This is a genomic window from Acinetobacter sp. NyZ410 (assembly GCF_022828975.1).
Classification (GTDB): domain Bacteria; phylum Pseudomonadota; class Gammaproteobacteria; order Pseudomonadales; family Moraxellaceae; genus Acinetobacter; species Acinetobacter guillouiae.
This window is the reverse complement of record NZ_CP094620.1, coordinates 1224381-1249856: the sequence shown is the minus strand read 5'-3', so window position 1 is coordinate 1249856 and position 25476 is coordinate 1224381. Positions and strand designations below refer to the sequence as shown.

The 25476-nt window shown below is 39.7% G+C and carries 23 protein-coding genes and 2 pseudogenes; 3 read left to right on the top strand and 22 right to left on the bottom strand.

What is annotated here, in order from left to right; all coding sequences use genetic code 11:
• Window positions 1-21: 21 nt before the first annotated feature.
• Both MTO68_RS05860 and MTO68_RS05855 read right to left on the bottom strand, forming a co-directional pair.
• A complete protein-coding gene (locus tag MTO68_RS05860; protein WP_151789783.1) occupies window positions 22-1977 on the bottom strand; it encodes an alkyl sulfatase dimerization domain-containing protein in 1956 nt (651 codons plus the stop codon).
• 65 nt (window positions 1978-2042) lie between these two features.
• Window positions 2043-2663 carry an IS1595 family transposase gene (locus MTO68_RS05855; RefSeq protein WP_114837874.1) on the bottom strand — a complete coding sequence of 207 codons (621 nt, stop codon included), beginning with the start codon at window positions 2661-2663 and terminating at the stop codon, window positions 2043-2045.
• An 82-nt stretch (window positions 2664-2745) separates the two neighbouring features.
• Here MTO68_RS05855 and MTO68_RS05850 point away from each other — a divergent pair.
• A pseudogene (locus MTO68_RS05850) lies at window positions 2746-3009 on the top strand (Fic family protein); the annotation flags it as partial.
• A gap of 103 nt (window positions 3010-3112) precedes the next feature.
• Here MTO68_RS05850 and MTO68_RS05845 read toward each other — a convergent pair.
• The 19 genes and pseudogenes from MTO68_RS05845 to MTO68_RS05755 form a co-directional block, all read right to left on the bottom strand.
• Complete coding sequence (locus MTO68_RS05845) at window positions 3113-4009, bottom strand: hydrolase or metal-binding protein (protein WP_191109092.1); 897 nt, start codon at window positions 4007-4009, stop codon at window positions 3113-3115.
• 139 nt (window positions 4010-4148) lie between these two features.
• Entirely contained in the window at window positions 4149-5222 is a 1074-nt protein-coding gene (locus tag MTO68_RS05840; protein WP_191109091.1) for a lambda-exonuclease family protein, read from the bottom strand.
• An 85-nt stretch (window positions 5223-5307) separates the two neighbouring features.
• Window positions 5308-6345 (bottom strand): DUF932 domain-containing protein, encoded by a 1038-nt coding sequence (locus tag MTO68_RS05835; protein WP_042054040.1) that lies wholly within the window; start codon window positions 6343-6345, stop codon window positions 5308-5310.
• A gap of 111 nt (window positions 6346-6456) precedes the next feature.
• Window positions 6457-6756, bottom strand: coding sequence for a hypothetical protein (locus tag MTO68_RS05830; RefSeq protein WP_042054042.1), 300 nt, complete (start codon window positions 6754-6756; stop codon window positions 6457-6459).
• Window positions 6757-6869: 113 nt separating this feature from the next.
• Window positions 6870-7250 carry a hypothetical protein gene (locus MTO68_RS05825; protein WP_151789753.1) on the bottom strand — a complete coding sequence of 127 codons (381 nt, stop codon included), beginning with the start codon at window positions 7248-7250 and terminating at the stop codon, window positions 6870-6872.
• 11 nt (window positions 7251-7261) lie between these two features.
• A complete protein-coding gene (locus tag MTO68_RS05820) occupies window positions 7262-7843 on the bottom strand; it encodes a hypothetical protein (protein ID WP_042053798.1) in 582 nt (193 codons plus the stop codon).
• Window positions 7844-7861: 18 nt separating this feature from the next.
• Entirely contained in the window at window positions 7862-8122 is a 261-nt protein-coding gene (locus MTO68_RS05815; RefSeq protein WP_002058491.1) for a hypothetical protein, read from the bottom strand.
• Window positions 8123-9078: 956 nt separating this feature from the next.
• Window positions 9079-10116: a PDDEXK nuclease domain-containing protein gene (locus MTO68_RS05810; RefSeq protein ID WP_118901335.1), complete on the bottom strand. Its 1038-nt coding sequence runs from the start codon at window positions 10114-10116 to the stop codon at window positions 9079-9081.
• Between the two features lie 324 nt (window positions 10117-10440).
• Entirely contained in the window at window positions 10441-11832 is a 1392-nt protein-coding gene (gene radA / locus MTO68_RS05805) for a DNA repair protein RadA (RefSeq protein ID WP_004677545.1), read from the bottom strand.
• A gap of 207 nt (window positions 11833-12039) precedes the next feature.
• Window positions 12040-12474: a YqaA family protein gene (locus MTO68_RS05800; protein WP_004677547.1), complete on the bottom strand. Its 435-nt coding sequence runs from the start codon at window positions 12472-12474 to the stop codon at window positions 12040-12042.
• Complete coding sequence (locus MTO68_RS05795) at window positions 12474-13781, bottom strand: MFS transporter (protein ID WP_004677549.1); 1308 nt, start codon at window positions 13779-13781, stop codon at window positions 12474-12476. Before MTO68_RS05795 ends, MTO68_RS05800 begins: the two co-directional genes overlap by 1 nt.
• Before the next feature lie 76 nt (window positions 13782-13857).
• A pseudogene (locus MTO68_RS05790) lies at window positions 13858-14223 on the bottom strand (transmembrane anchor protein); the annotation flags it as partial.
• 171 nt (window positions 14224-14394) lie between these two features.
• Window positions 14395-15078, bottom strand: coding sequence for a transmembrane anchor protein (locus MTO68_RS05785; protein ID WP_078390275.1), 684 nt, complete (start codon window positions 15076-15078; stop codon window positions 14395-14397).
• Window positions 15079-15088: 10 nt separating this feature from the next.
• Complete coding sequence (locus MTO68_RS05780) at window positions 15089-15802, bottom strand: HupE/UreJ family protein (RefSeq protein ID WP_004677554.1); 714 nt, start codon at window positions 15800-15802, stop codon at window positions 15089-15091.
• A 42-nt stretch (window positions 15803-15844) separates the two neighbouring features.
• On the bottom strand, window positions 15845-16180 hold the full coding sequence (locus tag MTO68_RS05775; protein WP_004677556.1) for a hypothetical protein: 336 nt from the start codon (window positions 16178-16180) through the stop codon (window positions 15845-15847).
• A gap of 12 nt (window positions 16181-16192) precedes the next feature.
• Window positions 16193-19327, bottom strand: coding sequence for a CusA/CzcA family heavy metal efflux RND transporter (locus MTO68_RS05770; RefSeq protein ID WP_118901339.1), 3135 nt, complete (start codon window positions 19325-19327; stop codon window positions 16193-16195).
• A 17-nt stretch (window positions 19328-19344) separates the two neighbouring features.
• On the bottom strand, window positions 19345-20814 hold the full coding sequence (locus MTO68_RS05765; protein ID WP_078390278.1) for an efflux RND transporter periplasmic adaptor subunit: 1470 nt from the start codon (window positions 20812-20814) through the stop codon (window positions 19345-19347).
• Entirely contained in the window at window positions 20807-22024 is a 1218-nt protein-coding gene (locus MTO68_RS05760) for a TolC family protein (RefSeq protein ID WP_125316980.1), read from the bottom strand. Before MTO68_RS05760 ends, MTO68_RS05765 begins: the two co-directional genes overlap by 8 nt.
• 48 nt (window positions 22025-22072) lie before the next feature.
• Window positions 22073-22519 (bottom strand): hypothetical protein, encoded by a 447-nt coding sequence (locus MTO68_RS05755; protein ID WP_035328354.1) that lies wholly within the window; start codon window positions 22517-22519, stop codon window positions 22073-22075.
• Between the two features lie 315 nt (window positions 22520-22834).
• On the opposite strand from MTO68_RS05755, the gene MTO68_RS05750 reads away from it, so the two are divergent.
• Both MTO68_RS05750 and chrA read left to right on the top strand, forming a co-directional pair.
• Complete coding sequence (locus MTO68_RS05750) at window positions 22835-23755, top strand: chromate resistance protein ChrB domain-containing protein (RefSeq protein WP_004677565.1); 921 nt, start codon at window positions 22835-22837, stop codon at window positions 23753-23755.
• A gap of 2 nt (window positions 23756-23757) precedes the next feature.
• The gene (gene chrA, locus MTO68_RS05745; RefSeq protein ID WP_004677567.1) at window positions 23758-25110 is read left to right on the top strand and encodes a chromate efflux transporter; all 1353 of its coding nucleotides are present in this window, start codon (window positions 23758-23760) and stop codon (window positions 25108-25110) included.
• A gap of 71 nt (window positions 25111-25181) precedes the next feature.
• On the opposite strand, the gene MTO68_RS05740 is transcribed toward chrA, so the two are convergent.
• Window positions 25182-25442: a metal/formaldehyde-sensitive transcriptional repressor gene (locus MTO68_RS05740; RefSeq protein ID WP_004677569.1), complete on the bottom strand. Its 261-nt coding sequence runs from the start codon at window positions 25440-25442 to the stop codon at window positions 25182-25184.
• Window positions 25443-25476 lie beyond the last annotated feature (34 nt).

The window sequence follows — 25476 nt, the reverse complement described above, 5'->3', positions numbered from 1 at the left end:
TTTAAGCTTCGTCATTTCCCTCTAACCATTTGGTCGCGTCACAATTGGAAAAATTGAATCTGGACGTTTAAACATTGCAAAGAATTTTCCAATTTTCAATGGATTGCCTTTAACTTTACTGTCTTTAGACAGCAGAACTTTTACCCCTTCTATTTGACCTGTAATCATTTTTAGATATAAGGGCTTGGTTACGGTTAATGTTGGGCAATCCGATGCCAAACCATTACTGTCATCATGACGTTTAAACTGCATGACTGAGTTTTCAACCCATAATGAAAAATTCTCTTGGGTATCCGACAAAACCAGATTGATACACTGGTTTTCATTTTTTAAATTTTCTACATCTAAATTTGTTGCCATGGCTTCAAGAAATCTTTCAGTTGGCGTGTGAATCAATAAATCACTCGGATCAGAAGTATTTTGTAGGGGTACATTATTTTGTAGCTCTTGAGCGCCCACCAAAAAGAAATTACGCCAAGTCGAAGCCTCAGCAGCATAGCCCAATTGACGATACGTATTTGCCAATAAGTCTTTTGCTTGTTGGTTTTGAGGATTATTCAACACAATATGTTTTAAAATCTCGGCAGCCCATCTATAGTCAGCTTGAGCATAGGCATCCTGCGCATTTTTCAATGCATTGTTCTCCCCACCTGCCAACTCAATATATTTTTTTGCAACAGCTTTAGGTGGCAATGGATCTAAATTGGAAGGATGAGCATCGAACCATCCCATATAGTATTGGTATACCGCTTTTACATTATGCTTAAGAGTTCCATAATAGCCATGCGCATAGAGTTTTTGATCAAGTGCCGCTGGAAGCTGAATTTTCTCGGCAATTTCAGCACCATTAAAACCAGAGTTCATATATCTCACCGTCTGATCATGCGTGAACTTATAAACATCTCGCTGGGTTTTAATAAAATCTTGAATATTGTCATTACCCCAGACAGGCCAATGATGTTGTGCAATCAATACATCGGATGTTTTGGCATGCTGCATTGCTTGGTCTAAATAGCCCACCCATTTTAAGGCATCACGGACTTTAGCACCGCGGAGGGTATAAAGATTATGCATGGTATGCGAAAGAATTTCTGCGCCATTATAAAGTTTCAGTGATGGAATAGAGAATGTTAACTCTGCTGGCGCTTCTGAACCCGGCACGTTATAGAACACAAAATCCAAACCATCAATGGTCATTTTCTGTTCTGCTTGGGTGATCAGTTGTGTAGGCTCAAGGATGCCCATTTTACCCACAGCAACAGCCTTACCTAAACCTGTATCCACCAATCCTTCCACATTCTTTGGTAGAAAAGTTCCATACATATAAGTCGCACGACGTATCATGGCTGAACCTGCCATCACATTTTCACTGGTCGCTTCTTCCATAAAGCCTTGCGGCGCAATAATTGGGGTTTTTCTAGCGTTAATTTCTTCTGTAGAAAGAACGCCTAATGCACCACCAAAATGATCGATATGGCTATGGGTAAAGATAATGGCTGAAATTTTTTGCTCACCTAAATGCTGCCTAGCAAATTTAAGTGCTGCTTCCGCCGTTTCTTTAGAGGTTAATGTATCCACAATAATCCAGCCAGTATCGCCCTGAATAATGGTCATATTTGCCAAATCAAAACCACGAATTTGCCAAACTCGATCTGTCACTTTAAATAGACCAACATTATTGTTGAGCTTTGCTTGTCGCCATAGCGCAGGATTAACAGTATTTGGTGCTGGATCATTTAAAAAATTAAATGCATCAAAATCCCAGATCACATTGCCTTTTTCACTTTTAATTTGACCTGTTGGCTTGGCAATAAAGCCTTTTTGCGCATAATTAAACTCAGTCATATCGTCTAAATTATATTTGGTTTTATACGCATTATTTGATTCAATGACCGCTTTTTCGACTTGTCCATTTGCTGCAAAAACAGAAAATGGCAAAATAAACATCAATGAGACCGTTAAAAATTTAATTTTCATTGTCGTTCCTTCTTTAAAATATCCATAATTTTTGAGGCTCTAGACTAGCAGATTTGCACTTAGTTTTACCTAATGAGGTCCCACAACTCTGTTGCTAGCTCATTAGGCTCCCTCATCCAACGCCATTCTGTTTCTTTAAGATGATAATCAAAATACTCTTTTGATATACCGTTGAACTTTGCTAGCCTTCTTTTACAAAAGCTCCAGAATGATTCTATTCCATTTATATGACATTGTCCTCTAGCAAATTCATTCACTCCATGATTTACTCTAAAATGCTTTGAGTAACCAACATCTACCAAACCATTGTATCCACGCCAACCATCACTATAAATTACACTTTCAAGTGCAACTTTACCTAAGATAACTTTTTGTAATGTAGTCTTTTTACAATCAGGGACTATTTCTGTATAAACTCGACCATTCCTTTCAAATATTCCAAATACAGGTTGTTTTAAAGTACCTCGACCTCGCTTCAACTTCCCATGAAAACCACGTTGTCTTTTTGCCCTAAAATAGCTCTCATCAATTTCAATAGAACCTACAAACTTTGCTCTTAAATCTGTTTGATGATCGTAGATTGCTTTTCTAAAAAGCATGTACCAATAGTTGATGGTATTACGGTTCAAGTTAAGCAATAAGGCTGTTTTAGAAGCAGGAATATCAATGCAAAAGCACTGAATAATTTTTTAAATCTTATAGTGACTTAATTTACTGTTTTCTATCATGATTCTAGACTAACATATCTATTCTGCTAGTCTAGAGCCTTTTCAAGGTTTAGCCAAACCAGTACTTATCCAAAAAATCGCTGATTTTTATTGTGAAGTCAACGTGATTCACCCATTTCGTGAAGGCAATGGACGCACCCAGCGTATCTTCTTTGAACACCTACTTGCTCACTGCGGCTATGGGGTACAGTGGAGTAAAATTAACAATAAGGAAGTCTGGATTCAGGCCAATATTGATGGATTCAACTGCCGGCTAGATGGACTGATCGCTATTTTTGAAGCCTGCATTATCACTCCTGAATAACAAAAAAATTAAGGGAGCCAAAGCTCCCTTCAATTAGTGACTAGCCAACTTGTTCAGAATCCATTAATTGACTTACCAAGCTGACTAGATAATTCAACTGTGCTCAATTCACTGCCTGCACACTCTGCTTTAAACCTTGCTGAATCTCCTGCACATAGCCCAATTGCGCTGAATGCTCTGTATCTACAGAACTGTCACTGTGTAGGTAAAACTCCTCTAGCAATTCCATCCCCTCCTCTGCATGCACCTCAAACTTGGCATTGGCAAAACCCTGCCGTGCAATCTGATCTAATGCCGCCTGATCAAACCCTGCCTGTTTTCCCTGTTGGTCAATCTCCTTAGCCGTCTGAATTGCTGTTTGCAAATCCACGCCTTCCCGTAACGTTAAATCCACGTAATACACGGGCTGACGATAGCTTTGAGTGGTACTTTTTCCCCTTAACGTGAGTTGCAATGGTAAACACGACAACAAACCACCTGATGCTGCATGGTAGTAATTCAAACGTGCTGCCAAAGTGCGAATGCTGTTAAAACCAGTGGTTCTGAAAATAAAAGTCCCAAACTCATCGGCTTCGCCTAAATTGACATGCAGGCGTGCATAAGGCTTGCAATGTCCACCTTGTCCAAGTGGGCATAATTCGGGTGATGGACAAGGATGTTGCTCTACACCTTGTGATGTCATACGTTGGCAGGTCTGACCATTCCCCACACAAATCGGGCGACCTGTCTGTCGGTCAAACAAGCTGTACTCGGCACGTAAGTTCAATTCAGGGTCATTGAAGATCATACGTACAGGGATGCTACGTAACTTTTGATTCGGTGCTTGATTACGCAATTGCTCATCCAAGGGGTGTTTAATCCAACCGTCCTTACCCTGTATTTGACTGGTAATGGTGAACTGATCGTCTTTCTCAGGGATGCGTTTCCCGTTCTTTTCGACAACTTTGCCGATACTGATCCGTCCCAAGATGGGTGGTGTGATTGCTAAACCTTTAATCATGTTGAAATTCCTCTGTCGTTGAGATGTTTAGATGTGTTGCCCTGTGTGCTTAAAATAAAATCGGCATAAAAAAATCCCATGCAGGGCTGCACGGGATTTCAGATTTCTTCTTGCTGAGTGATTAACTCTAAGTTTTGAGCTAATCGTGATAAATGTTGAAACGACGACTGCCTGCTTTCTGCAGTGGGTACTGTTGGATGAGTTCAGGTTGGTGCTGAAGTAAGGATTTGATGTCCAGGCTAATACTATCCTTGCTCTTCTTCCATGTCACTGAACCTTGCTGAAATACGGCACGTTCATGTTCCTGCATCAGTGCCTGAACTCGGTGTTTGAGTAGGTCATACTTGCTTTGGTGTTGTTCAATCTGCTTCTTTTCTTCAATCAGTTGATCAAACAGTTCATTAGCAAGTTTCACCTCCGTTAGATCAACACAGCTCAGTGGGGTATGTTCAGGATAGAGCTGCTGTAAAGCTTTGGCTGCCGATTCACTGGCATCCACTGCTGGCGGAACGTCATTTTCAACACATTCCCAAAATAATCGTTCTGCCTGAATGATCTGTTCAATCAAAGCTTCATTACGACTGACTTTGTAGATTTTGGTTTCCTGTCCACACAGCAACACACAAATATGTGCCGCTTGCTTGCCTGTAACGGCCAACTGATGTTGTACCTGACACAACACGTATAACGGCACACCATCTCGCCACAGTTTAGCGCCATATTCTCCTGCGGTTTTACATTCCAGTATTTGTACGTCTTCATTGCCCACTACGGCATAATCCAAGTTCGCCAACATAAAGGCTTTGTCAGGATCAGGGTGCTGCAGTACCGCATTGACCCGACGGACTTTATTATTGGTGTGCATGCTGTAGTATTCTGCGACCAAGGGTTCTAACTGCTTGCCCCAATATAAAGGTGCATGCCCTGAGCTTTCATCTTCAATATTTTGCTGTACCCGTCCTGTTTTAATCATCCACAGTTCTAGCATCGACATATAAGGATTCAAGCCACAGGCAGCTGCGGCATCACTGCTGCCTATTCCCTGTTTACGCACTTCCAGCCATGCCTGATAGTCCAGTTGTTTGGTGTTGATCAGACGTTTGGCATTTAAGCTGCGTTTTGAACCTGATTGACTTTGTTTAGGCTTGTCATTGGCTATAGTAGGTAAATACTGAGATTGAGACGTTACTGTTGGGTTTATAATCTGATTCATGGGTTTATCCTTCTATCATTGATTTTAAAACGGCATAAAAAAAGCCACATCCGAAGATGTGGCAAAGAGGGATACAAGATAAAATTTAGGCTGCAAGATATAATGCTTGCTCTAATCCACGTTGCTTTAATGCTGCCCCTGCACCAAACCAAGCAGAGTCAAGGCGGTGATCGGTACTCATCGCACGACGTTCGTGGTCGACAAACTCGGTGATCGCACAAAGTAGTCCATAGGCGGTGTCTTTGGCTGAAGATAAGTCTGCTCCACGTCCCTGCCCATTAAACATATTCATGACTTTGGTCATGGCACGTCCATTCGGTTCAGTTTTATTGGGTTGTGGATTGGCTTGAGACGCGACATTACGGTAGTACTGAATAATGTTATCCTCCTGTTCCATCGCACTTAGGCTATTGTTGTTAAATACCGCATCAAAATAAGCTGCTGCTTCTTTCTGGGTGACTTTACGTTGGGTGAGTTGTTTCATTTCATACATGTGGTCGTACCATGTTTTCACTGAAATACCGAGTTGATCTTTGACTTTGTCGGCATCAAACTTAGTACTGTGCGGTACTTTGACCACGCCTGCATTGGAACTCTGCCCTCGTAAGGCAATCGCTAAGGTGTTATTGCACACCACACGGATATTGGTGAATTGTGCGGTGGTGGCTAAAGTACCATCACATGCGGTTGCTAGCAGAATATAGCCATTGCTGACATCCCCACCTTTCAATTCTGCAGTTTGTCCTGTACGTGCCAAAGCCCAGAACTTTTTCCCACCTTTTAGGACACCTGCGGTTTCCAGTTCAAAGCCTGATTGCTCAGTCAGATCACGGTAGAACTCCAGAATTTCCATCGGTTGGACTTCTTGATAACGCTGACTCACCACCGATAAAGGAGCATGGGTATCTGAACGGTACAGTACCCGTTGTTCTTCATACGGCATGATGATGCTTTGTCCACGTGAGTTTTGAGCCATGTAGCTGACATTGGATGATTCAATGCGCCAATCCATGCCCGCTTGCTTGGCCCAGACTTCAATCGGTTGGTTTTGGCTAAGTTGATTGCCTAGACCATGCCATGGGGTTTGACCGACATACGCCATTTGTTCAATTTGATGTGCCATTTTGATTATTCCTTAAATAAAAGTGAAAGATGTAAAGATGCAGAAATGTGCTGTAAGGGTTTAAACAATCCATCTATTCAAAGATGTAACCGTGTAAAGTCAGAGATGCGATTACGGCACCCATGCAAACGCTTGTTGGCAATCCAAACAGAGATACTGCTCGGCATTGCTGTAATATTTTTCATAGCAGTACTGACTGACAATAACCAATACACCACCCACCACAACACCGATGGCTGCGCCTGTAAAAGGCGGGAATCCTGCCTTTTTGGCAAGCTGTATGCCGAACAGCGCCATCTGTGTCGGTGAAATACAGCGTTGCAGTTGTTCGAAATAGTTGGCGTTTGCATGACTTGAATCAGTCTGTCTGACATGGGTGGACTGACAATAGGGGCATTGAATTAAGGACATTGAATATTCCTTGTTAAATGAATTGGGTACGAAAAGCTGAATTGAGGGCATAAAAAAACCGTGCCCATTGAGGACACGGTTTGATTTAAATTTTACTTTGTCGAGGAGAGTCGCTATTGAAAGCTATAGCTTGCAGTGCCTTTATCTGTTTCGACATCAACCTGCACCACATTACTGTAGCTACAGTCTGTTAATTTCAGTCTTAAACGTTGCCCCATCTTAAAATGCTGCGGATATTCCAATGATCGACGATAGCCTTCATAACGGCATTGTCCATGATTGACAGAAACATCGCTGACATCGATAGGCTCTGCACTGTTAGAACGGATCGTTAATACCGTAGCGGATTGATTTTGGGCATACCAGTTACTGATATCAATTACATCGAGTTCGACCGTAAACGTGTTTGGATCAAGGCCAGCATTACAGCCACTCAACATGATGCCTGTCGTTGTAGTCACTGCGAGGAGTAAGGGTTTTAAAAGTTGCTTCATCAAGTTCATCCTTAGCAGTAGTTATAGCTCACGCCATAATCGCCTGTATTTAAATCAATGCTGACCAGATGAATTTCACAGTCTGTGCCAATATCAAATTTATAAACGTAGTAACGATTACCCGCCTGCTCCGATTCCAGTGCTCCGTGTTCCTGTAAGCTGAAGTCTTTCACTGATTTGGCTGTATCTTTTGCGGCTTTGGCAAAGACATAGCGTTGATACTTGTCTATGTTGTCCTGCTCAAACTGAGGCAGTTCGTCATAAGGCAGCATCGACAGCAAGGTATCGACAGACTTTAGGTTTTTATCAAATTCAAAACTCAGCAGCTCAGGTTCATGGTCTGCTGGACTCAGACTTTTGCTTCCCGTGGTCAGTTCTTTGACATCGATCCCGTCCACTTCTGCCGCTGCAATCTCGGTGGATGTTGCTTCTGAACTGGCAGATTCCAAAGGCTGTGCAGAGCTAGCCTCAGAAGTGTTGGCTTGAACAGTTTTTTCAGTTGCATGTTGGAGGCTAAAGAAATAGAAGCCTGCGATGCTGATCAGAGTCAGGGCTAAGATTGCCGCCAAGCCCAATATTGTTTTCTGGTTCATCTCAAATGCTCCCCGTCTTTAGTTGGGTACAGTAACTTGACCATTCTGAGCATTAAAGTGAACGAAGCGTGGGCAACCACCCTGAAAGTTCACCGTGAAATTACGCCAACCACGGTTGCCCGGATTGGTTTTATAAAGACATTGATAAACCCCACCACCTGTATGACGTGCTTGAACAAGGTAGGATTCACTGGCTTGTGCAAACCAGCCTGCCTGCGCCAATGATGCGCCTGCAAGTAGTGATGAAATCAGGGTCGTTTTTAGAAAGGTTTTAAACATCATCATTTTCTCTTTTTTTTTATAGGCATCACTGGTCTTGGTCTTAATCAAACACAGTGCTCCCCATGTCATAAATGTTGGAATGAATATCTATGTTTTTTTGAAGTGTTATAGACGATAAAGCACACGGATCTATGACCCTCAAAACAGCATGAGAGATTCATCTTCATATCGGTAATATGTACTTGAAAAAGTTTTATTCTTAGAAAGTCATCGACACAGCTATGCATTGACTGCACGGCATCAGGTCTAATCACCCAATCGCACAAACATGAAAAAAGAGAAATGTAAAAGACGGTATTGATGTAAGCGCATGGCGTACTCCTTTGTTTTAAAAGAATCCTGCCAAATCACTGTCAATTGATGGTGGCAGAACGAAGGAGGGTTGACAGACTGGTAACAAAGAAACCAGCACGCGCAAGCGCGTCCCCCCTCCGCCCTACCGCAAAGAAAGGGGGACGAACGGGTCCACAACATGCAAAATGAGATTTCACATATTGTCTTTGTTATTGGGTCTGTCAAAACCCGCTGACGATGTAGGTCAGCAGGCTAAGGATAATCTGCACGTTATATAGCGTCAAGCAAGCTAAGCAAATGGATAGTGAAAATATTTAGAATTAAGAATCGTTTGAATAAGAATATAGTTAGATTTAAATACAGTTTTTTAAACTACATTCCTTAGTCTTCTAAATACAGCTAAAAGTAGCCAATCCAATCCAAAATTTGATGAGGGGTAGGTTGTGGGGTAAAACTACAGACAAAAAATAAGCCCTTGTAAAAACAAGGGCTTATTTAGATATTTGGCGGAAGCGGTGATAGTCACACTCACAATTCAAGCTACTGAAAAATAATAATAAATAAAACATACATTCAGTTTTTTACTACTATTTTTACTGCTTTAAAATTCCACCAATTCGTTTGTTCAATCCTTGTTCATACACACTGAATGCTGTACATCAAGCATCACTATCATCATTAAAGGATACATTTTCAGACAGCTCATGTAATTTTGCCTGAATCAATTTTTTATCAGGCAACTGCAATTCGTATTGAGCTACCATTGTCGGTGACAAATGGCGTGATAGTGCATACTCTACCACATCTTCATCTTTATCCCGACATAACAGCACTCCTATACTTGGGTTCTCATGAGGTTTCCTCACATCACGATCCAGGGCTTCAAGATAGAAACTAAGCTGTCCCAAATGTTCAGGGCTAAATTTGGCAATCTTTAATTCAAACGCAACCAAAGCTGCTAAACCACGATGGAAGAATAATAGGTCAATAAAAAAATCCTGATTGCCAACCTGTAAGCGATATTCTTCACCAACAAAAATAAAGTCTTTCCCTAACTCAAGAATAAACTGCTTCATATTTTTAATTAGAGCTTTTTGCAAATGACTTTCATCATGCTGCATGGGCAAGCCTAGAAATTCCAATACATAGTTATCTTTAAACGTATTGTTAATGCTTGGATGCAATTCTCTCAGCACTGCTGAGAGTTTTTGATTACCTAGCATGGTACGTTCAAAATGTGATGTACTGATCTGACGCTCTAGCTCTCGTGTTGAATATCGTTCTTTAATACATAGTTTTAAATAATATTCACGTTCTTCTACAGTCTTGCAGCGTGAAAAAATAATGGTGTTATGTGTCCAAGACAATTCTCTCACCAGTGGTGAGAGTTTTTCATTTCCTTGATATGTCTCAAAAAACTGTTTCATACGCCACAGATTTTTATCACTAAATCCTTTAAGTTCAGGGTCTTGTTGTGCTATGTATTGTGCCAAATCTGTAACGACTTTTTTCCCCCATCCTTGAGAGTTGACTTTATAACTAATAATCTGACCAATGTGCCAATACAGCTCGATAAGAGCTGTATTAATCTGGGCAAAAATCTTCTGACGTGACCGTTGAATGTGTTGTAAAACATCAGAAAAATCTTTTGGGTTATCTACATCAGTCACTTTATTCGCCTCATTACCCTCAATCATCAATTTTAATCCAACGACTCCATTTTTTTAATTCATTGGATACTAAAGTTTGCAGTTTATCTTGAGGTAATAAATAAGAGCTGGTACTCGCTCCCTCATAGGCTTACCCTCATCCTGCAAAGCAATTTCCATATCTAAATAATCTTTATCAGCACAAAGAATACGGCAATTTTGCCACAGGCTGTGGCAAACTTTCATCTTATTGATATTTTTTACAGAAATCTAACATCCTACTCAGGTTTCTTTCTAAAAACCTTTTAGGCTAATCATCCATGATGAGATAAAAGCATAGCATACGTTGAACCAAAGGATTTTTACTGCCGCTTAATTTACAACCAAAGCATCATTTTCAAAAACAGCCTGTAAGACTTGATATAAATATTCCACAGCAATTACTTTTATAGAATCTATAGGTTGTTTTGGCTGATTCATTTTAGGGATAACTACAGTTTTAAATCCGTTCTTTTGTGCTTCCTTTATACGTTCCTGTGCATTGGGTACAGACCGAATCTCACCAGACAAGCCTACTTCACCAAACACAGCCATATCGTGAGGTAAGGGTTGATTTTTTAGGCTAGATACACAAGCCAATAGCACGGCTAAATCTGATGCTGTTTCTGTAATTTTTAATCCGCCCACAATATTGACATAAACATCATGTTTAAGAATATCTACTTTGGCTTGTTCTTTCATGATAGTCAGCAGCAAGGTCAGACGATTATGCTCCAAACCTAAAATAAGCTGTCTAGGTGCAGTTTCTGTTTCACTCACCAAAGCCTGTACTTCAACTAAAAATGGTCGCACACCATTTCGACTGACCATGACAACAGAACCAGCGACTGCCTCACCATAGCGATCCAAGAAAATCGTTGCTGGATTGATGACTTCCTTTAACCCTTGATCTGTCATGTCAAATACACTTAACTCATTCACCGCACCAAAACGATTTTTAACCACTCTGAGCATGCGATACTGTAAGTCGCTTTGTCCTTCAAAATGCAAGACACAATCAACCATATGTTCAAGTACTTTTGGTCCTGCCAATTCTTTCTCTTTGGTGACATGCCCGACAATCAGTAAAGATATTCCTGTATGCTTGGAAAATCGGGTTAAAATTGAAGCTGATTCTTTAATTTGTGAGGTACTGCCAGAAGCAGCAGGAATAGCCTCCGTATATAAGGTTTGAATAGAGTCCAAAATCACCATAGAGGTTTTTTGTTCCGATAATATTTCACAAATACGCTCTACCTTTGTTTCTGCCATGACATCCAGTCTGTCCAGTGGCAAACCCAATCGTTTAGCTCGCATAGCAACTTGTGATAATGATTCCTCTCCTGTGATATATAAAACCGATTGATTTTCTGCGATATGAGTCGCTGTTTGTAAAAGTAGCGTTGATTTGCCAATGCCAGGATCACCGCCAATTAATACCACTGATCCAGTGACCAGACCACCACCTAATACACGATCAAATTCGCCTATGCCTGTTGAACACCGAATCTCCTGACTCACCTTAACTGCATTTAATTTAGTAATGTGATGTTTTTGTCCAGCATAGCCAGAATGACTTAAACCTGCCGTAGCCCGATGTTTAGCCTTTCGTTCAACTGTTGTTTTGCTGAAACTATTGTATGCTCCACATTGAAGACACTGTCCAACCCAAATATCCTCCTCCTTGCCACAATTATGACATACATAAACTGTAATTTGAGCCATCGTAAAACCTCTATTTTTCCATCATCAAAAGCACCATATCAAGCCAGATTATCAATCTCAAGCAAGGCAGTGAAATAAGGGGAATTGGTTGAGAATAAAGGGAAAAAATATTTTCACTTGACCTGTAGTTGAGTATTTTTCAATCTTTCTTTGAGTAAAGGCATGTATATCATGTTGAATGATTTTTCATCTAAAAAAACGACTAAACTACATTAGAAATACACCTAAAAATATTAGGTACAAAAATAAGTATCTCAATAACTTAGCAATAAACACAATGATAAAGAATGTGATAAATTTTTCCTTTAAAACCCCACTCATTAAAGTAATCGGGTCACCAATTACAGGAATCCAGCTTAATAACAATATTGGTGAACCATATTGCTGATATAGCTTTTGTGCTTGAGACAATTTGGTTTCTGATACAGGAAACCATTTCTTATCTTTGTATTGCTCAATTCGAGTACCCAACCACCAATTTACACATGAACCCAAGACATTTCCAAATGTTGCAACAGCAATCAATAAAACGACTGAATATTTTCCAGTGCTAATAAGACCTACGAGTACAGCTTCTGATTGAAGCGGTAGTAAAGTAGCAGCTCCAAAAGCACTGAGAAATAAACTTAAATAGCCAAGCATTATTTCAACCATTTTTGATGATATTCATCAATGATATATTCATGGACATGCTGCCCATTGATTTGGTGTTCTTTCAAATGCTCATGATCTGATGGTAAATTATCATGGGTATGGACTTTGGCTTCTTCATCTGTTTGTGACCATAATAACGTTGCCATTATTAATGCCAGTACAGCGATAATTGCCATTGGTATAAATGTAAATAATGTTCCAAAGGTTGTACTCAACCAGCCTACCAATGGATATGTGATTAACCAGCAAGCATGAGAAAACGCAAATTGTGCGGCAAATAAAGCTGTTCTATTTTCACTGGATGCTGATTTACGGATTAATCGCCCTGTTGGTGTTTGAGCCACTGAATAGCCCACACCCAAAATAAACCACAATGCCAACAACCAAGCATAGGAATGAATGAAATAGCCTGTGAATAATCCAATTGTCAGTATGGTTGTGCCTGTTAGCATCACTGTTCTATCATTAAATTTATCAAGAACTTTAGGCAATATAAATGCTGAAAGCATAGAGCCAAGACCAAATAGACCAAAAGCCCAAGTCGTTGCATGTTCGGTCAGTTTAAAGGTTGATTGGACCAGTACCACTGTATTGACGATAACGACAGCACTTGCCGAAGCAATCGCTAGATTTAAGGCAAGTAAGGCTTTCAATCGTGGAGTATTAAAATATATTTTCGCCCCCTGTTTGATTCGACTATATATACCTTTAAATTCAGGAATTTTTGCGACAGGTAGTTTTGCACTGACAACAAATAATGCCGAACCAATGAAGCCAATGACTGTACCCAAGAATAAATTGTTATAACTAATCACTGTCAGTAGCAAGCCTGCCAACATCGGGCTGATAATATTTTCTAAATCATAAGCTAGACGAGAGAGTGATAAGGCATTGGTATAATCTTTTTCATCAGGCAATACATCTGGAATCGTTGCCTGAAATGTAGGGGTAAATGCTGCTGATGCGGATTGTAGAATAAAAATTAACAGGTAAATCTGCCAGATTTGGGTTACAAATGGTAAGCAAAGTGCTGTTAATGCCCGAATAATATCTAATCCAACCAAAACCTTTTTTCGGGGTAATCGTTCTGCAAAAGCCGAAGCGACAGGTGCAACAGCAATATAAGCAATCATTTTAATTGCCAGTGCGATGCCGAGAACCTGTGCCGCTTTTTCTCCAGCCATATCATAGGCAAGTAAAGCCAATGCAATCGTAATTAAGCCAGTACCAATTAATGCAATCACTTGTGCAAGAAATAGATGTCTATATGTTGTGTTTTTTAATACTGTAAACATTTTATCGGCTCTCCTGATTCATCTGCTTTATCCATAGGACACTTAAGAGCATTGCCCTTAAATGTCCCTGAATAGATTAAAAAATCCGTTTCATTTCACTAAACTGCCCTTCAACTGTTAAAGTGACTGTGACAGCTTCTTTGTTACGGTTTCGCCAGAACCAACCATGTTTACCGTCAAATGCAGCCGTTAAAGTCCCTGATTGCTGAGTCTCATTTCGACCTTTACCATAGCCATGATAAAAATCTTTAGGGGCATTCACTGGGTCACCATGCGTATCGTAATTTAAGCCTCCTGTGGACTTCCATTCATACTTGACGTTTGCTCCCTTATTCATTGCAAGTTTGATTTCAGTCGCTTGACCTGGTTTTAAGGTAATAGATACCGTTTTTTTAGCGATAGCAGGTTTAGCAGTCTGTGTAGCAGATGCAGTTTGTGTTTCAGCCTGTGCAGTTGTCATGGTGGTTATACCTAGTGCAATAACAGGCACTAACACTAAATGCTTGTATGATGGATGTTTAAAGAAATTTAACATTTTGATATTCCTGATAAGTTTGGTTACTGTTTTTAAATCTTTTAAGGATATTTTCACCCTTAAAAGATGAGGTATAGATTAAAAAACTCGTTTCATTTCACTGAACTGTCCTTCAACATTTAAAGTCACAGTTACAGTTTCTTCAGTACGATTTCGCCAGAACCAGCCATGTCTACCATCAAACGACGCAGTTAAAGTACCTGACTGCTGTGTTTCATTACGCCCTTTAGCGTAGCCATGATAAAAATCTTTAGGGGCATTCACTGGGTCACCATGTGTATCAAAATTCAAACCACCACCTGATGTTTTCCAGTCGAAATTAACACTTGCACCTTTAGGCATTGCCAATTTCACTTCTGTTGCCTGACCAGCCTTGAGGTCAATCGAAATGGATTCTTTGGTCACGGCAGGCATCATTGTGGTTGGTTCACTTAAAGCCGTTGTATTGGCTTCTGTTTGTCCGAGAGCTTGAGTTGCCTCTGAAACACCCGTATCTTGTCCAGAAATATCAAACTCTTCTGCAAAACCACCTGTGTTTTCGCCTAATCCCTGTTCAGCCTCTTCAGCCAAAGACTGTTTAATTTCTCCCATCTCAACCAAACCGATGGCTTTTCCTATACCTGTTGGGTCGATACCGTATTCAGCAGGCATCACACATGTCACCAATACAACTACCGCACTAACGGCTGCGATTGCTGTTGATTTAATCAGCTTCTTGGAAGATGGAAGTTGAATGTCTTTTGGAATTTCAGTGTTGTACATAATTCAATCCTTATTGTGTGATAAAGCCAGTAAGCTGATAGCCGACCAATAAAAAGCCCAGAAACATCAAAAAGACGTTACCTTGATAGGCTGTTTTAAAGAAGTAAGGGGTTTTTCGCCACATGGTCATAAATAGCAAAATAATGCACAGAGCCATGAACTGACCGAGTTCAACACCGACATTAAATGAAATTAAATTTGCCAATAGACCATCTTCAGGAACTTCATACTCCTGAATTTTGACGGCTAAACCAAAACCATGTATCAGACCAAAAATTAAGGTTGCAATTTTGGTATTGGGTTGATACCCAAACCATCTTTGATAAGCACCCAAATTATCTAAGGCTTTATAAACAATAGAGAAACCAATGATTGCATCAATAATGTAGGCATTCATTGAGATGTTGTAGTACACGCCAATCAGCATTGTGATTGAGTGACCAATGGCAAAAAGGCTGACATATAAGCCAATATCTTTCATTCGATATAGGAAGAAAATAATGCCAACCAGAAACAATAGGTGGTCGTATCCTGTGACCATGTGTTTCGCTCCCAAATAGATAAATGGGATGATATGGACACCGTAGATTTCCTGAATGTAACCTTTGTCACCTTCCGAAACGCCATGTGCAAATAACATTGGGCTAAACAGAAATAGACTTAATACTGCAATCAGTTTTAAGCGGCTTCTTGATTTCACCCACTGCAAGAAAGAACTTGTCATATAAATTAAACTCCAAAAATTAAATAATGATTTGATAAATCATTAATTTTTTGGTGGTTTAAAAATGCGACTCATCACAAGAAAGGTATAGTGTTTGATTCTGTCAATAATTTCAGAATTGAAAATCAGTACAGTAAAACTGATATTTTGACTGACATCATAACCAACAAAATGTTCATGATAAGTATCTTGATGATTATGCTTATGCAGTTGATTCACTTCGTGCTGATGTGGATGTGCTTCTGCATAAGGTGCGTTCTGAAATGAACTGGTTTCAGTGACATGTGTATTAGAATGCAGGCACAATGCAAGACTAAGGATGCAGACCAGCCACATCATTATTCCTTTAAACTTTTTATCTTGCACCATGCCCATCATTTCATTATTTCCCTAAACCTGTTGCTCAGAGAAATTTTCTACTTCTGCTTTACGCTTGGCTCTTTGATTGAACCAGACATACAGCGTAGGCAGAATAATCAATGTGAGTAAGGTGGAAGAAATAATCCCGCCAATCACCACTGTGGCGATTGGGCGTTGAACCTCCGAACCAATGCCGACATTTAATGCCATTGGAATAAAGCCCAGAGAAGCAACCAGAGCCGTAATTAAGACAGGTCTTAATCGTTCTACAGCACCATGTTTGACAGCATCAATCAGATTTTGACCTTGAGCTTGCAGGCGTTGAATGGCAGTGACCAGTACCAATCCATTGAGTACGGCTACACCCGATAGAGCAATAAAACCGACAGCAGCAGAAATGGAAAGTGGAATATCCCGTAACGCTAAAGCAATGACACCACCAGTTAATGCAAATGGCACACCCGTAAACACCAGTAAACTATTGCGGATATTACCCAATGCCATGTAAATCATGCTAAAGATTAATAACAATGCTACAGGTACAACCACCATCAAACGATTGGTAGCAGATTGCATCTGTTCAAATGTACCTCCCCAAGACATCCAGTAACCTTCTGGTAATTTGAATTGGGAATCGACTTTCGCTTGAGCTTCAGCAATATAACTACCTATATCTGTTCCACGCACATTCGCAGTGATAACAATTCGGCGTTTACCATTTTCACGAGAAATCTGGTTTGGCCCTTGAATGGTTTTTAGCTCAATCAAATCAGACAACAGTACATTTGAACCATCTGGCAACCGCATTGGAATTTGATAGAGTTTTTCCAGATTGCTCACCGAACTTTCCTCCATTCTGACGACAATGTCGAATTTTCTATCGCCTTCAAATACTTTGCCTGCGGTTTGTCCAGTGATCAAACTAGACACTTTATTTTGAACATCCTCCGCATCTAAACCATAATTAGCAATCATGTCCCTTTTAAGTTCAATCGAAACCATTGGCAAACCAGACATTTGCTCAACTTTTAAGTCGGCAGTTCCATTGACTGTTTCAAGAATATCTGCAACTTCATTGCCCAGCTCCAACAGTTGTTCCAAATCATCGCCTGAGATTTTTACAGCGACATCTGTACGAACACCAGAAATTAACTCATTAAAACGCATTTGAATTGGCTGAGTGAACTCGTAGTTATTGCCATAAACGCCTTTTGAAACTCGTTCAATTTCTGCCACGACATCAGCTTTTTCCTTATTTGGATTTGGCCATTCACTACGGGGTTTTAACATGACATAGTTATCTGCCACGTTTGGCGGTACAGGGTCAGTTGCTATCTCTGCCGTACCAATTTTGGCAAGAATGGTTTTGACCTCTGGAATCTTTTTAATCTCTCGTTCAAGTGCATATTGCATTTCGATTGCCTGAGTTAAAGACGTGCCAGGAATACGCAATGCGTGTAATGCCACATCCCCCTCATCCAGTGATGGAATAAACTCTGAACCAAGACGACTAGATAAGCTGGCACTAAAGACCAAGAAACCTGCGACAAAAGCAACCAGTACCATTCGATGATTAAGTGACCAGTTCAGAACAGGGTTATAAAACTTCTTAATGCCATGAATGATTTTAGATTCTTCATCTTTTACTTTGCCTGTAGTCACCAATGCAATCATGGCAGGAACAAAAGTAATCGAGAGAATCATTGCTGCAAGTAATGCCATCACCACTGTTGCTGCCATTGGCGTGAACATTTTTCCTTCAACACCTGTCAGTGTCATCACAGGTAGATAAACCAGAATAATAATGAGCTGACCATAAAGAATGGCTTTTCTGGATTCTTTGGTGGCATCAAATACTGTGGCAAATCGTTCCTGTCGAGTGAGTACTCTCCCTAACTCTTTCTGTTTTAAAGCAAGTTTTGCCAGAGATGCTTCTACAATCACCACAGCACCATCAACGATAATCCCGAAGTCCAATGCACCAAGACTCATGAGGTTGGCACTGATTTTCTGATTGACCATCCCTGTAATGGTCATCAACATGGATAATGGAATGACCATTGCAGTAATCAGTGCAGCACGGAAATGCCCCAGAAAGATAAATAGAACCACAATCACAAGGATTGCACCCTCTAACAGGTTCTTTTTAACTGTTTCAATCGTGGCATCAACCAGTGTAGTACGGTTATAAACCGCTTTTGCTTCAACACCTTCGGGTAGCGATTTTTGGACTTCCTGTAATTTTTGGTCTACAGCATGGGCAACATTACGGGAGTTCTCGCCAATCAACATGAATGCCGTACCCAGTACAATTTCCTGACCATTCTTGGTCGCTGCACCTGTACGCAATTCGTTTCCAATAGACACTTCTGCAACATCACTTAAACGCAGGATATAGCCGTTACTTGTGGTAATTGGAATATTTCTGATTTGCTCGATGGATGTAATTTGTGAATCCGAACGCAGAAGATATTGCTCACCATTTTTTTCAATATAACCAGAACCTTTGTTCATGCTATTTTTTGAAATGGCTTCAACAATCACCTGTTGGTCTAAGCCGATACTCCGCAGATAAGCATAATTAGGGCGTACCACAAATTGTTTTACATAGCCGCCAATGGTATTGATTTCATTGACGCCCTCAACATTTCGCAGTTGCGGCTTAATCACCCAGTCCTGCAATGTCCTTAAATCCGTAGCTGACATTGGATTTGGATTATTGGGTGCATTCTCAACAGTGTACATAAAGATTTCGCCAAGCCCTGTAGACACAGGTCCCATTGAAGTGGAAATACCACTTGGCAGACTTGGTACAACACCTTGAATCCTTTCATTCACCAATTGGCGGGCAAAATAAATATCTGTACCTTCTTTAAAGATAACAGTGACTTGTGATAATCCATATCTTGATACCGAACGCGTATAGTTAAGATTGGGGATACCTGCTAGGGCTGTTTCAATTGGAAAGGTCACCTGAGTTTCCATTTCCAGTGGCGAGAGTCCCTGAGCCTCGCTGTTAATTTGTACCTGAACATTGGTAATATCAGGGACTGCATCAATTGGCAGTTTGAAATAGTTATAGACACCAAATGCACCGATAAACAAAAATACAATCAATACCAACCAACGGTTCTTGATTGACAGTTTTACAATCTGGTCAAACATGTTCGCTACTCCTGCTTTTAATGGTCATGAGAAGCGCCAGATTTACCCAGCTCTGCTTTTATAAGATAAGAATTACCTGCTGCATATTTTTGTCCAACTTTTAAACCCGATTTGACTTCAACAAAGCCATTGAATTTTTCCCCCAATTCGAGTGGACGAACCTCAAAGTCATCACCAACACGAAGAAAAACTACATCCCAGTCACGATAGGTTTGTAGTGCATCTTCACGCACCACCATCGGTTTCATGGATTGACTTTCAAAGATTTGTGCTGAAATCAACTGACCTGAACGCCAGTTAAACTGATTGGGAATTTCAACAAAGGCTTGAGCGGTACGAGTTTTAGGGTCAATCACATCACTGATATATTTAATACGCCCCAGTGCTTCTTCTGAATCTGCTGTCTGTGACTTGATGGTGACTTTATTGCTTGCTTTCACCACATTCAATTGATCAGCAGGTATATTCACCACTGCCAAAAGCTGTGAGGTATTGGCAATTTTAAACATCGGGGTAGATGGATTAACATTTGTACCAATGGCACTGAGGATTTCCAACACTGTACCTGACATGCCAGCACGTACTTCAATCATTCCATTGCTAGAACCACCATATGAGCTAATCATGTTATTTAACTCATTGACACGGACCTGAGCATTATCAAATTCACGTTTGGCATTAATATAGTCAATTTCAGGGGAAACACGTTTTTGCCATAAAGCCCGTTCTTGCTCCATTTTTTTACGTGTAAATTGCAAGGTATCCTGAGCAATGGTACGTTCCGCATTTAAACGAATCACATCCTGACTTTGTACGGTTGCCAACAAGTCACCCTGACTGACCTTATCACCAATGGTACGATAGGTTTTAACCAGTGTACCGCTTGCTTTTGGGGTAATAAAACTCTCAAAATTGTCTGGAAATTTCAGCTCACCTTTAAGCTGTAAGCTATTTTCAAACATCATCGGTTGAACCGTTAATAATTCCAGTCCGCTACTTTTTAGACTGGCATCGGGAATATTGGCACGACCTTCTTTGGTGTCCCATTGCCATGTATGCTTTTTGCCTTGATATTCAACATTAATCATCATCAAGAATGAATGTGGTTCATAAATCACTTCATTTCCAATCAGATAGTCACTTTCAGGAACAAAGCGAATATTCTGTTCCGCATCAAGACGTTTGATGAAAATATTTGCTGTAAGTTCTTGAGGCTTTAAGGGCTTATCCTTGAAATAGCCATATACACGCAAATGAGGTTCAACACCTTCCTCAAAAATCTTAACTTCCGTAGAGAAATCGCCATCTCGATATAAGCGTCCACCATGTGGGCCTTTTTCATCACCTGCAACCGTAACGCTTTCCTCTACCGCTTCACCTGAACTCGCCTGTGGTTTATTACCTGTCTTATACCAAGCAATCGCACACAGGATAATCAGTAATGCAACAACACCTGTTGCAATTAAAGTATTGGTGGTTTTATTCATGTTGTTCCCCATATTCCTGCTCTAAATTGGTGACGTAGTTTTTTTCAATCTCTGCAATTTGATTTTGCAAAGCCAACCACAGGTCATAACGGGCTAACTGTTTATCCAACCAGATTTGCTTATTGCTATTAAATTCCAATAGAGAAATCTTGCCTGCCTGATAGCCCAGTTCAGCAATACGTAAACTTTCATTGGCTGCGGGTAATACCGTGCTGTCATATTGCTTGATTGCATCAATCAGGTTTGAAATCTCAACCGATTTATTTTCCAATTCAATTTTAGCGTTACGATTTGCCCAGACAGATTGAGTTTCCGCATTGGCTTGGGTTGCTTGAGCAATGGCAATATTGCCTTTATTACGATTGAAGACAGCGAGTGGAATTGAGGTGGAAACTAAAAATACCTTGTCACTGGTTTCCTGATAATTTCGGACACCAACACCCAATGTAATATCAGGTACAGCCTCTTTTTTTGCCAATTCAAGTTGCGTTTTTGCCAACTGTGTTTTTAAGACACTTTCCTGCTCCAATAAACTGACACGATTGGAAAAGTTACTATCCAAAGGCACTTCAATGGCTTGATTTGGCAAATCAGGAAGATACTTAGAGCAAAGATTTTTCTGATATTGAATCTTCTTTAACTCATTTTGATAACGTAAAGCTGATTCTGCTGACAACGCCGAACTTAACTGGACATCAGAGGGAATCACACGACCGTACTTTAACTTTTCAGTGAGTACATTCACTTGTCGTTTATACAAATTACTTTCGGTTGAAAAAATTTCAGCACGTTGAGTTGCAACATACCAGTTTGATAGACAAGTCCTTAATTCTGATTTAAGTTCTGCCTGACGTTTGACAATCTCAAACTGGTTATTGCTACCCTGAAACCCTGCCAGTTGTTTACGTAAATGTAGCTTATTATTCAAGGGAATATCTTGAGAAAGCCCAATCATGGTGGTAGGGCCATCAAGCTCTTTTAGCTTGGAATTTCCTAAATTATCCAACTCCACATTAAAAGTTGGATTGTTCAATCGCCCAGCATATTGTTGATTAACATCATACGCAGACTGCGATTGCTGCAAACTCTGGAGAATTGCATCGTTTGCTAATACCTGTTGTTGTAGTCGGGCATAATCTTGCTTTGCAAAAGCAGGTGCTGCCGTGACTACCAAACCACAGGTAAGAAATATCTGATAAATTTTAGACATGACTTTACCTATACAAAAAAATGAAGAATTATTTTTTGTATAGAAAAATCAATTTGTTAGAACGATAAGAGCTTTTGTATAGGTATAGGAATTACGTAAAATAAATATTCGTTTCCTAAAGTCAAATACCCGAATCCGATGTTCAGATAACTTTAGGAACAGAAAAATAAGAGCAGTGATAAAACTTAGAATAAACACAGGGTCTAAAGCCAATTCATCATCAGCATGAACAGGCTTTACGGAATGATGATAGGTAGGTTCATCATAACTTGTCCAATGATGGTTTTTACTGTCATCAGCGATGGCTTCATCATGGTCATGATGCTCTAACGACCACTGGCTTAAACTCTCTGATTGAACAGAAATATTTAATTGATGCTGATGGTCTATATTTTTAACAATAACAGGCAGCCACGCATACAAGCCCGTTGTTGTAAAAGTAAACAACAACAAGGTAAATGCGAGCATAAGTTTGAAATACTTACCTGTTAGCATGGTCATCAAGCAAAATCTTTGAACAAGGTTAGGATACAAGTAAAAAAATACAAAGCAAGTCCTATTTGTACTTTTTTAATAAATCCAGAAAAACTTCCAATTCAGTTTCATCCTAAATCTCCGATAAAAAATGAGTTATTAAATATTTTTCTAAAAATTGAACCAAGCCACTCTTACATTTACTTGATCATCTATAACCAATAAATCAGTTGCAGTGCCTGCTTTTAATTCTCTACAGCAATAACTTTTAACTACACCTTGTATTTTTTTATTTTTTATGTGTAATATAATTAACAAATATGTTGAGTATATTACATGAAAATATCCTTACTCATTTCTTCATTGCCTACACAAAACACCACGACTCGCATGAGAGTCTGGCGTTCACTTAAAGCAAGCGGTGCAGCAACCCTGAGAGATGGCGTTTATCTACTTCCTATTGCTCATAGTGAAAAGTTTGATTCTATTGCCAATGATGTTATTTCGGAACAAGGGTCAGCTTACGTTTTTCATGCTGAATCACCTTTTAACCTTGAGCTTGCACCTATTTTCAACCGAAAAGAAGAATACGATACCCTCTATAAACAGGTCACTGAGCTAAGAGATCATCAAACTAAAGATGAAAAAAAAGAGCTGCTGAAACAAGTTCGTAAATTAAGAAAAAGTATTGATGCACTGGTAGAAATTGACTATTTCCCTGATGAAACTCAAGCACAGGTTTTAAATGAACTTTCATTATTAGAACTTTCTATTGCTCGACTTGGCGAAGCAAACGAACCACAGGCCATACAGGCTCATGTCCAACTTTTGGATAAAACTCATTACCAAAATAGAACTTGGGCAACTCGTCAAAGACCGTGGATTGATCGTTTAGCCTCTGCATGGCTAATTAAAACTTTCATTGATAACACACCAACCTTTATTTGGTTAGAAACACCCCATGATTGCCCCAAAGAAGCACTAGGATTCGATTTTGATGGAGCAACTTTCAGCCATATCAATCACTGGGTAACATTTGAAGTTCTTTTACATAGCTTTAATTTAGAAACACCAGCACTAAAAAAAATCGCAGAAATTGTTCATTACCTTGATATAGGGGGAATAGAACCTCCTGAAGCTATTGGTATTGAAAAAATCATTCAAGGGCTGCGATGCCAAATAAGTAATGATGATCAGCTCCTTGAATTATCAAGTCACATTTTTGATGGCTTATATACCAACTTTTCAAGAGAATAATTATGGAACAAGAACTTGTTATAAAATCGGAGCAAGAAATACTGCCTATTTCATTTTGGCAAGCATTCTTATTTTGGCTTAAATTGGGATTTATCAGTTTTGGCGGGCCAGCAGGACAAATTGCTGTCATGCACCAAGAACTTGTTGAACAAAAACGCTGGATTTCTGAAAAACGTTTTTTACATGCCCTAAATTATTGCATGCTTTTGCCAGGTCCTGAAGCCCAACAGTTAGCAACCTATATTGGTTGGCTCATGCACAGAACCATTGGCGGAATTGTTGCAGGTGTATTATTTGTATTACCGTCATTATTTATCCTGATAGGTCTGTCATGGGTCTATGTCAAGTTTGGTGATGTGCCAATCATTGCAGGACTTTTTTATGGGATTAAACCAGCCGTTGTTGCGATAGTTTTTCATGCAACGTATCGCATTGGCAGTAAATCATTAAAGAATAAGTTCTTGTGGGTTATCGCTGCACTTGCATTTCTTGCTATTTTTTTCTTCAATTTACCTTTCCCTTTAATCGTTCTGACTGCTGCAATTATTGGTTACTTAGCAAGTAAAAAATATCCAACACTGTTTACAGGTGGTAGTACACATCAGCAAAGTAAAAAAGATTATGGATCAGCAATTATTGATGATGATACGCCTACACCAGCACATGCGGTATTTAGTTGGAAACATTTAGGGAAGATACTTTTTATCGGGGCGATATTATGGTTTGTCCCAATCATCAGTCTAAGTCTAATATTTGGATGGAATCATGCTTATACACAAATGGCATGGTTCTTTACTAAGGCGGCACTTCTGACCTTTGGCGGTGCATATGCAGTGTTACCTTATGTATATCAAGGTGCTGTTAATTTTTATGGTTGGTTAAATCCAACACAAATGATTGATGGTTTAGCTCTTGGGGAAAGTACCCCAGGCCCTCTGATCATGGTTGTCGCATTTGTAGGCTTCTTAGGCGGTTTTAACCATGCTTTATTTGGCAATGAACATTTATTTTTAGCAGGCGTATTCGGTGCTGTAATTGTTACTTGGGTTACATTCCTGTTTTCTTTTATTTTTATTTTAGCAGGTGCGCCAATTATTGAATCTACGCATAATGAATTAAGGTTTACTGCTCCCTTGACAACAATCACTGCTGCTGTTGTCGGTGTAATTTTAAATCTCGCACTCTTCTTTAGCTATCACGTATTATGGCCAAATGGGTTTAATCATCCTTTCAACTATGAAGCTGCCTTTATCGCACTTGCTGCGTTCATTGCCTTATTCCATTTTGAAGTCAAAGTCATATATGTCATTTGTGCCTCGGCATTCTTTGGTTTGATTTTATATATTGGTGCATAAAACCCAAGTAGAGCTTTGCAGCTCTACTTGATGGTAAAAAGAACCTAGAATTAAAAATACAAAGTAAATTCTTATTTGTACTTTTTTAATAAATCCAAAAAAACTTCCAACTCAGTTTCATCATAACTATCAGATAGAACATGATTTTTTAGATGGTCTTCTAATAGCTCGTTCATTAGCCCATGAACAGCCCCACGAATTGCAGCGACTTGCTGCAATACCTCTAGGCATGGTGTTTGACCTTCACTTACCGATTTATAGGTTGCATTCATTTGACCTTGCAAACGACTAATACGGTTCAGGACTTTCCTATTGTGCTGTAAATGCGCCATTGAAAGTTTACTCCAAATGGAAATATACTATATG

Coding starts and splice junctions, on each gene's coding strand:
- MTO68_RS05810 (WP_118901335.1), bottom strand. CDS start 10,116: ATGATTGAGGGTAATGAGGCGAATAAAGTGACTGATGTAGATAACCCA.
- MTO68_RS05800 (WP_004677547.1), bottom strand. CDS start 12,474: ATGCTTGGCTATTTAAGTTTATTTCTCAGTGCTTTTGGAGCTGCTACT.
- MTO68_RS05845 (WP_191109092.1), bottom strand. CDS start 4,009: ATGATTAAAGGTTTAGCAATCACACCACCCATCTTGGGACGGATCAGT.
- MTO68_RS05775 (WP_004677556.1), bottom strand. CDS start 16,180: ATGATGGGCATGGTGCAAGATAAAAAGTTTAAAGGAATAATGATGTGG.
- MTO68_RS05795 (WP_004677549.1), bottom strand. CDS start 13,781: ATGTTTACAGTATTAAAAAACACAACATATAGACATCTATTTCTTGCA.
- chrA (WP_004677567.1), top strand. CDS start 23,758: ATGGAACAAGAACTTGTTATAAAATCGGAGCAAGAAATACTGCCTATT.
- radA (WP_004677545.1), bottom strand. CDS start 11,832: ATGGCTCAAATTACAGTTTATGTATGTCATAATTGTGGCAAGGAGGAG.
- MTO68_RS05760 (WP_125316980.1), bottom strand. CDS start 22,024: ATGTCTAAAATTTATCAGATATTTCTTACCTGTGGTTTGGTAGTCACG.
- MTO68_RS05835 (WP_042054040.1), bottom strand. CDS start 6,345: ATGGCACATCAAATTGAACAAATGGCGTATGTCGGTCAAACCCCATGG.
- MTO68_RS05830 (WP_042054042.1), bottom strand. CDS start 6,756: ATGTCCTTAATTCAATGCCCCTATTGTCAGTCCACCCATGTCAGACAG.
- MTO68_RS05755 (WP_035328354.1), bottom strand. CDS start 22,519: ATGCTAACAGGTAAGTATTTCAAACTTATGCTCGCATTTACCTTGTTG.
- MTO68_RS05860 (WP_151789783.1), bottom strand. CDS start 1,977: ATGAAAATTAAATTTTTAACGGTCTCATTGATGTTTATTTTGCCATTT.
- MTO68_RS05815 (WP_002058491.1), bottom strand. CDS start 8,122: ATGTTTAAAACCTTTCTAAAAACGACCCTGATTTCATCACTACTTGCA.
- MTO68_RS05770 (WP_118901339.1), bottom strand. CDS start 19,327: ATGTTTGACCAGATTGTAAAACTGTCAATCAAGAACCGTTGGTTGGTA.
- MTO68_RS05820 (WP_042053798.1), bottom strand. CDS start 7,843: ATGAACCAGAAAACAATATTGGGCTTGGCGGCAATCTTAGCCCTGACT.
- MTO68_RS05840 (WP_191109091.1), bottom strand. CDS start 5,222: ATGAATCAGATTATAAACCCAACAGTAACGTCTCAATCTCAGTATTTA.
- MTO68_RS05825 (WP_151789753.1), bottom strand. CDS start 7,250: ATGAAGCAACTTTTAAAACCCTTACTCCTCGCAGTGACTACAACGACA.
- MTO68_RS05740 (WP_004677569.1), bottom strand. CDS start 25,442: ATGGCGCATTTACAGCACAATAGGAAAGTCCTGAACCGTATTAGTCGT.
- MTO68_RS05765 (WP_078390278.1), bottom strand. CDS start 20,814: ATGAATAAAACCACCAATACTTTAATTGCAACAGGTGTTGTTGCATTA.
- MTO68_RS05780 (WP_004677554.1), bottom strand. CDS start 15,802: ATGACAAGTTCTTTCTTGCAGTGGGTGAAATCAAGAAGCCGCTTAAAA.
- MTO68_RS05750 (WP_004677565.1), top strand. CDS start 22,835: ATGAAAATATCCTTACTCATTTCTTCATTGCCTACACAAAACACCACG.
- MTO68_RS05785 (WP_078390275.1), bottom strand. CDS start 15,078: ATGTACAACACTGAAATTCCAAAAGACATTCAACTTCCATCTTCCAAG.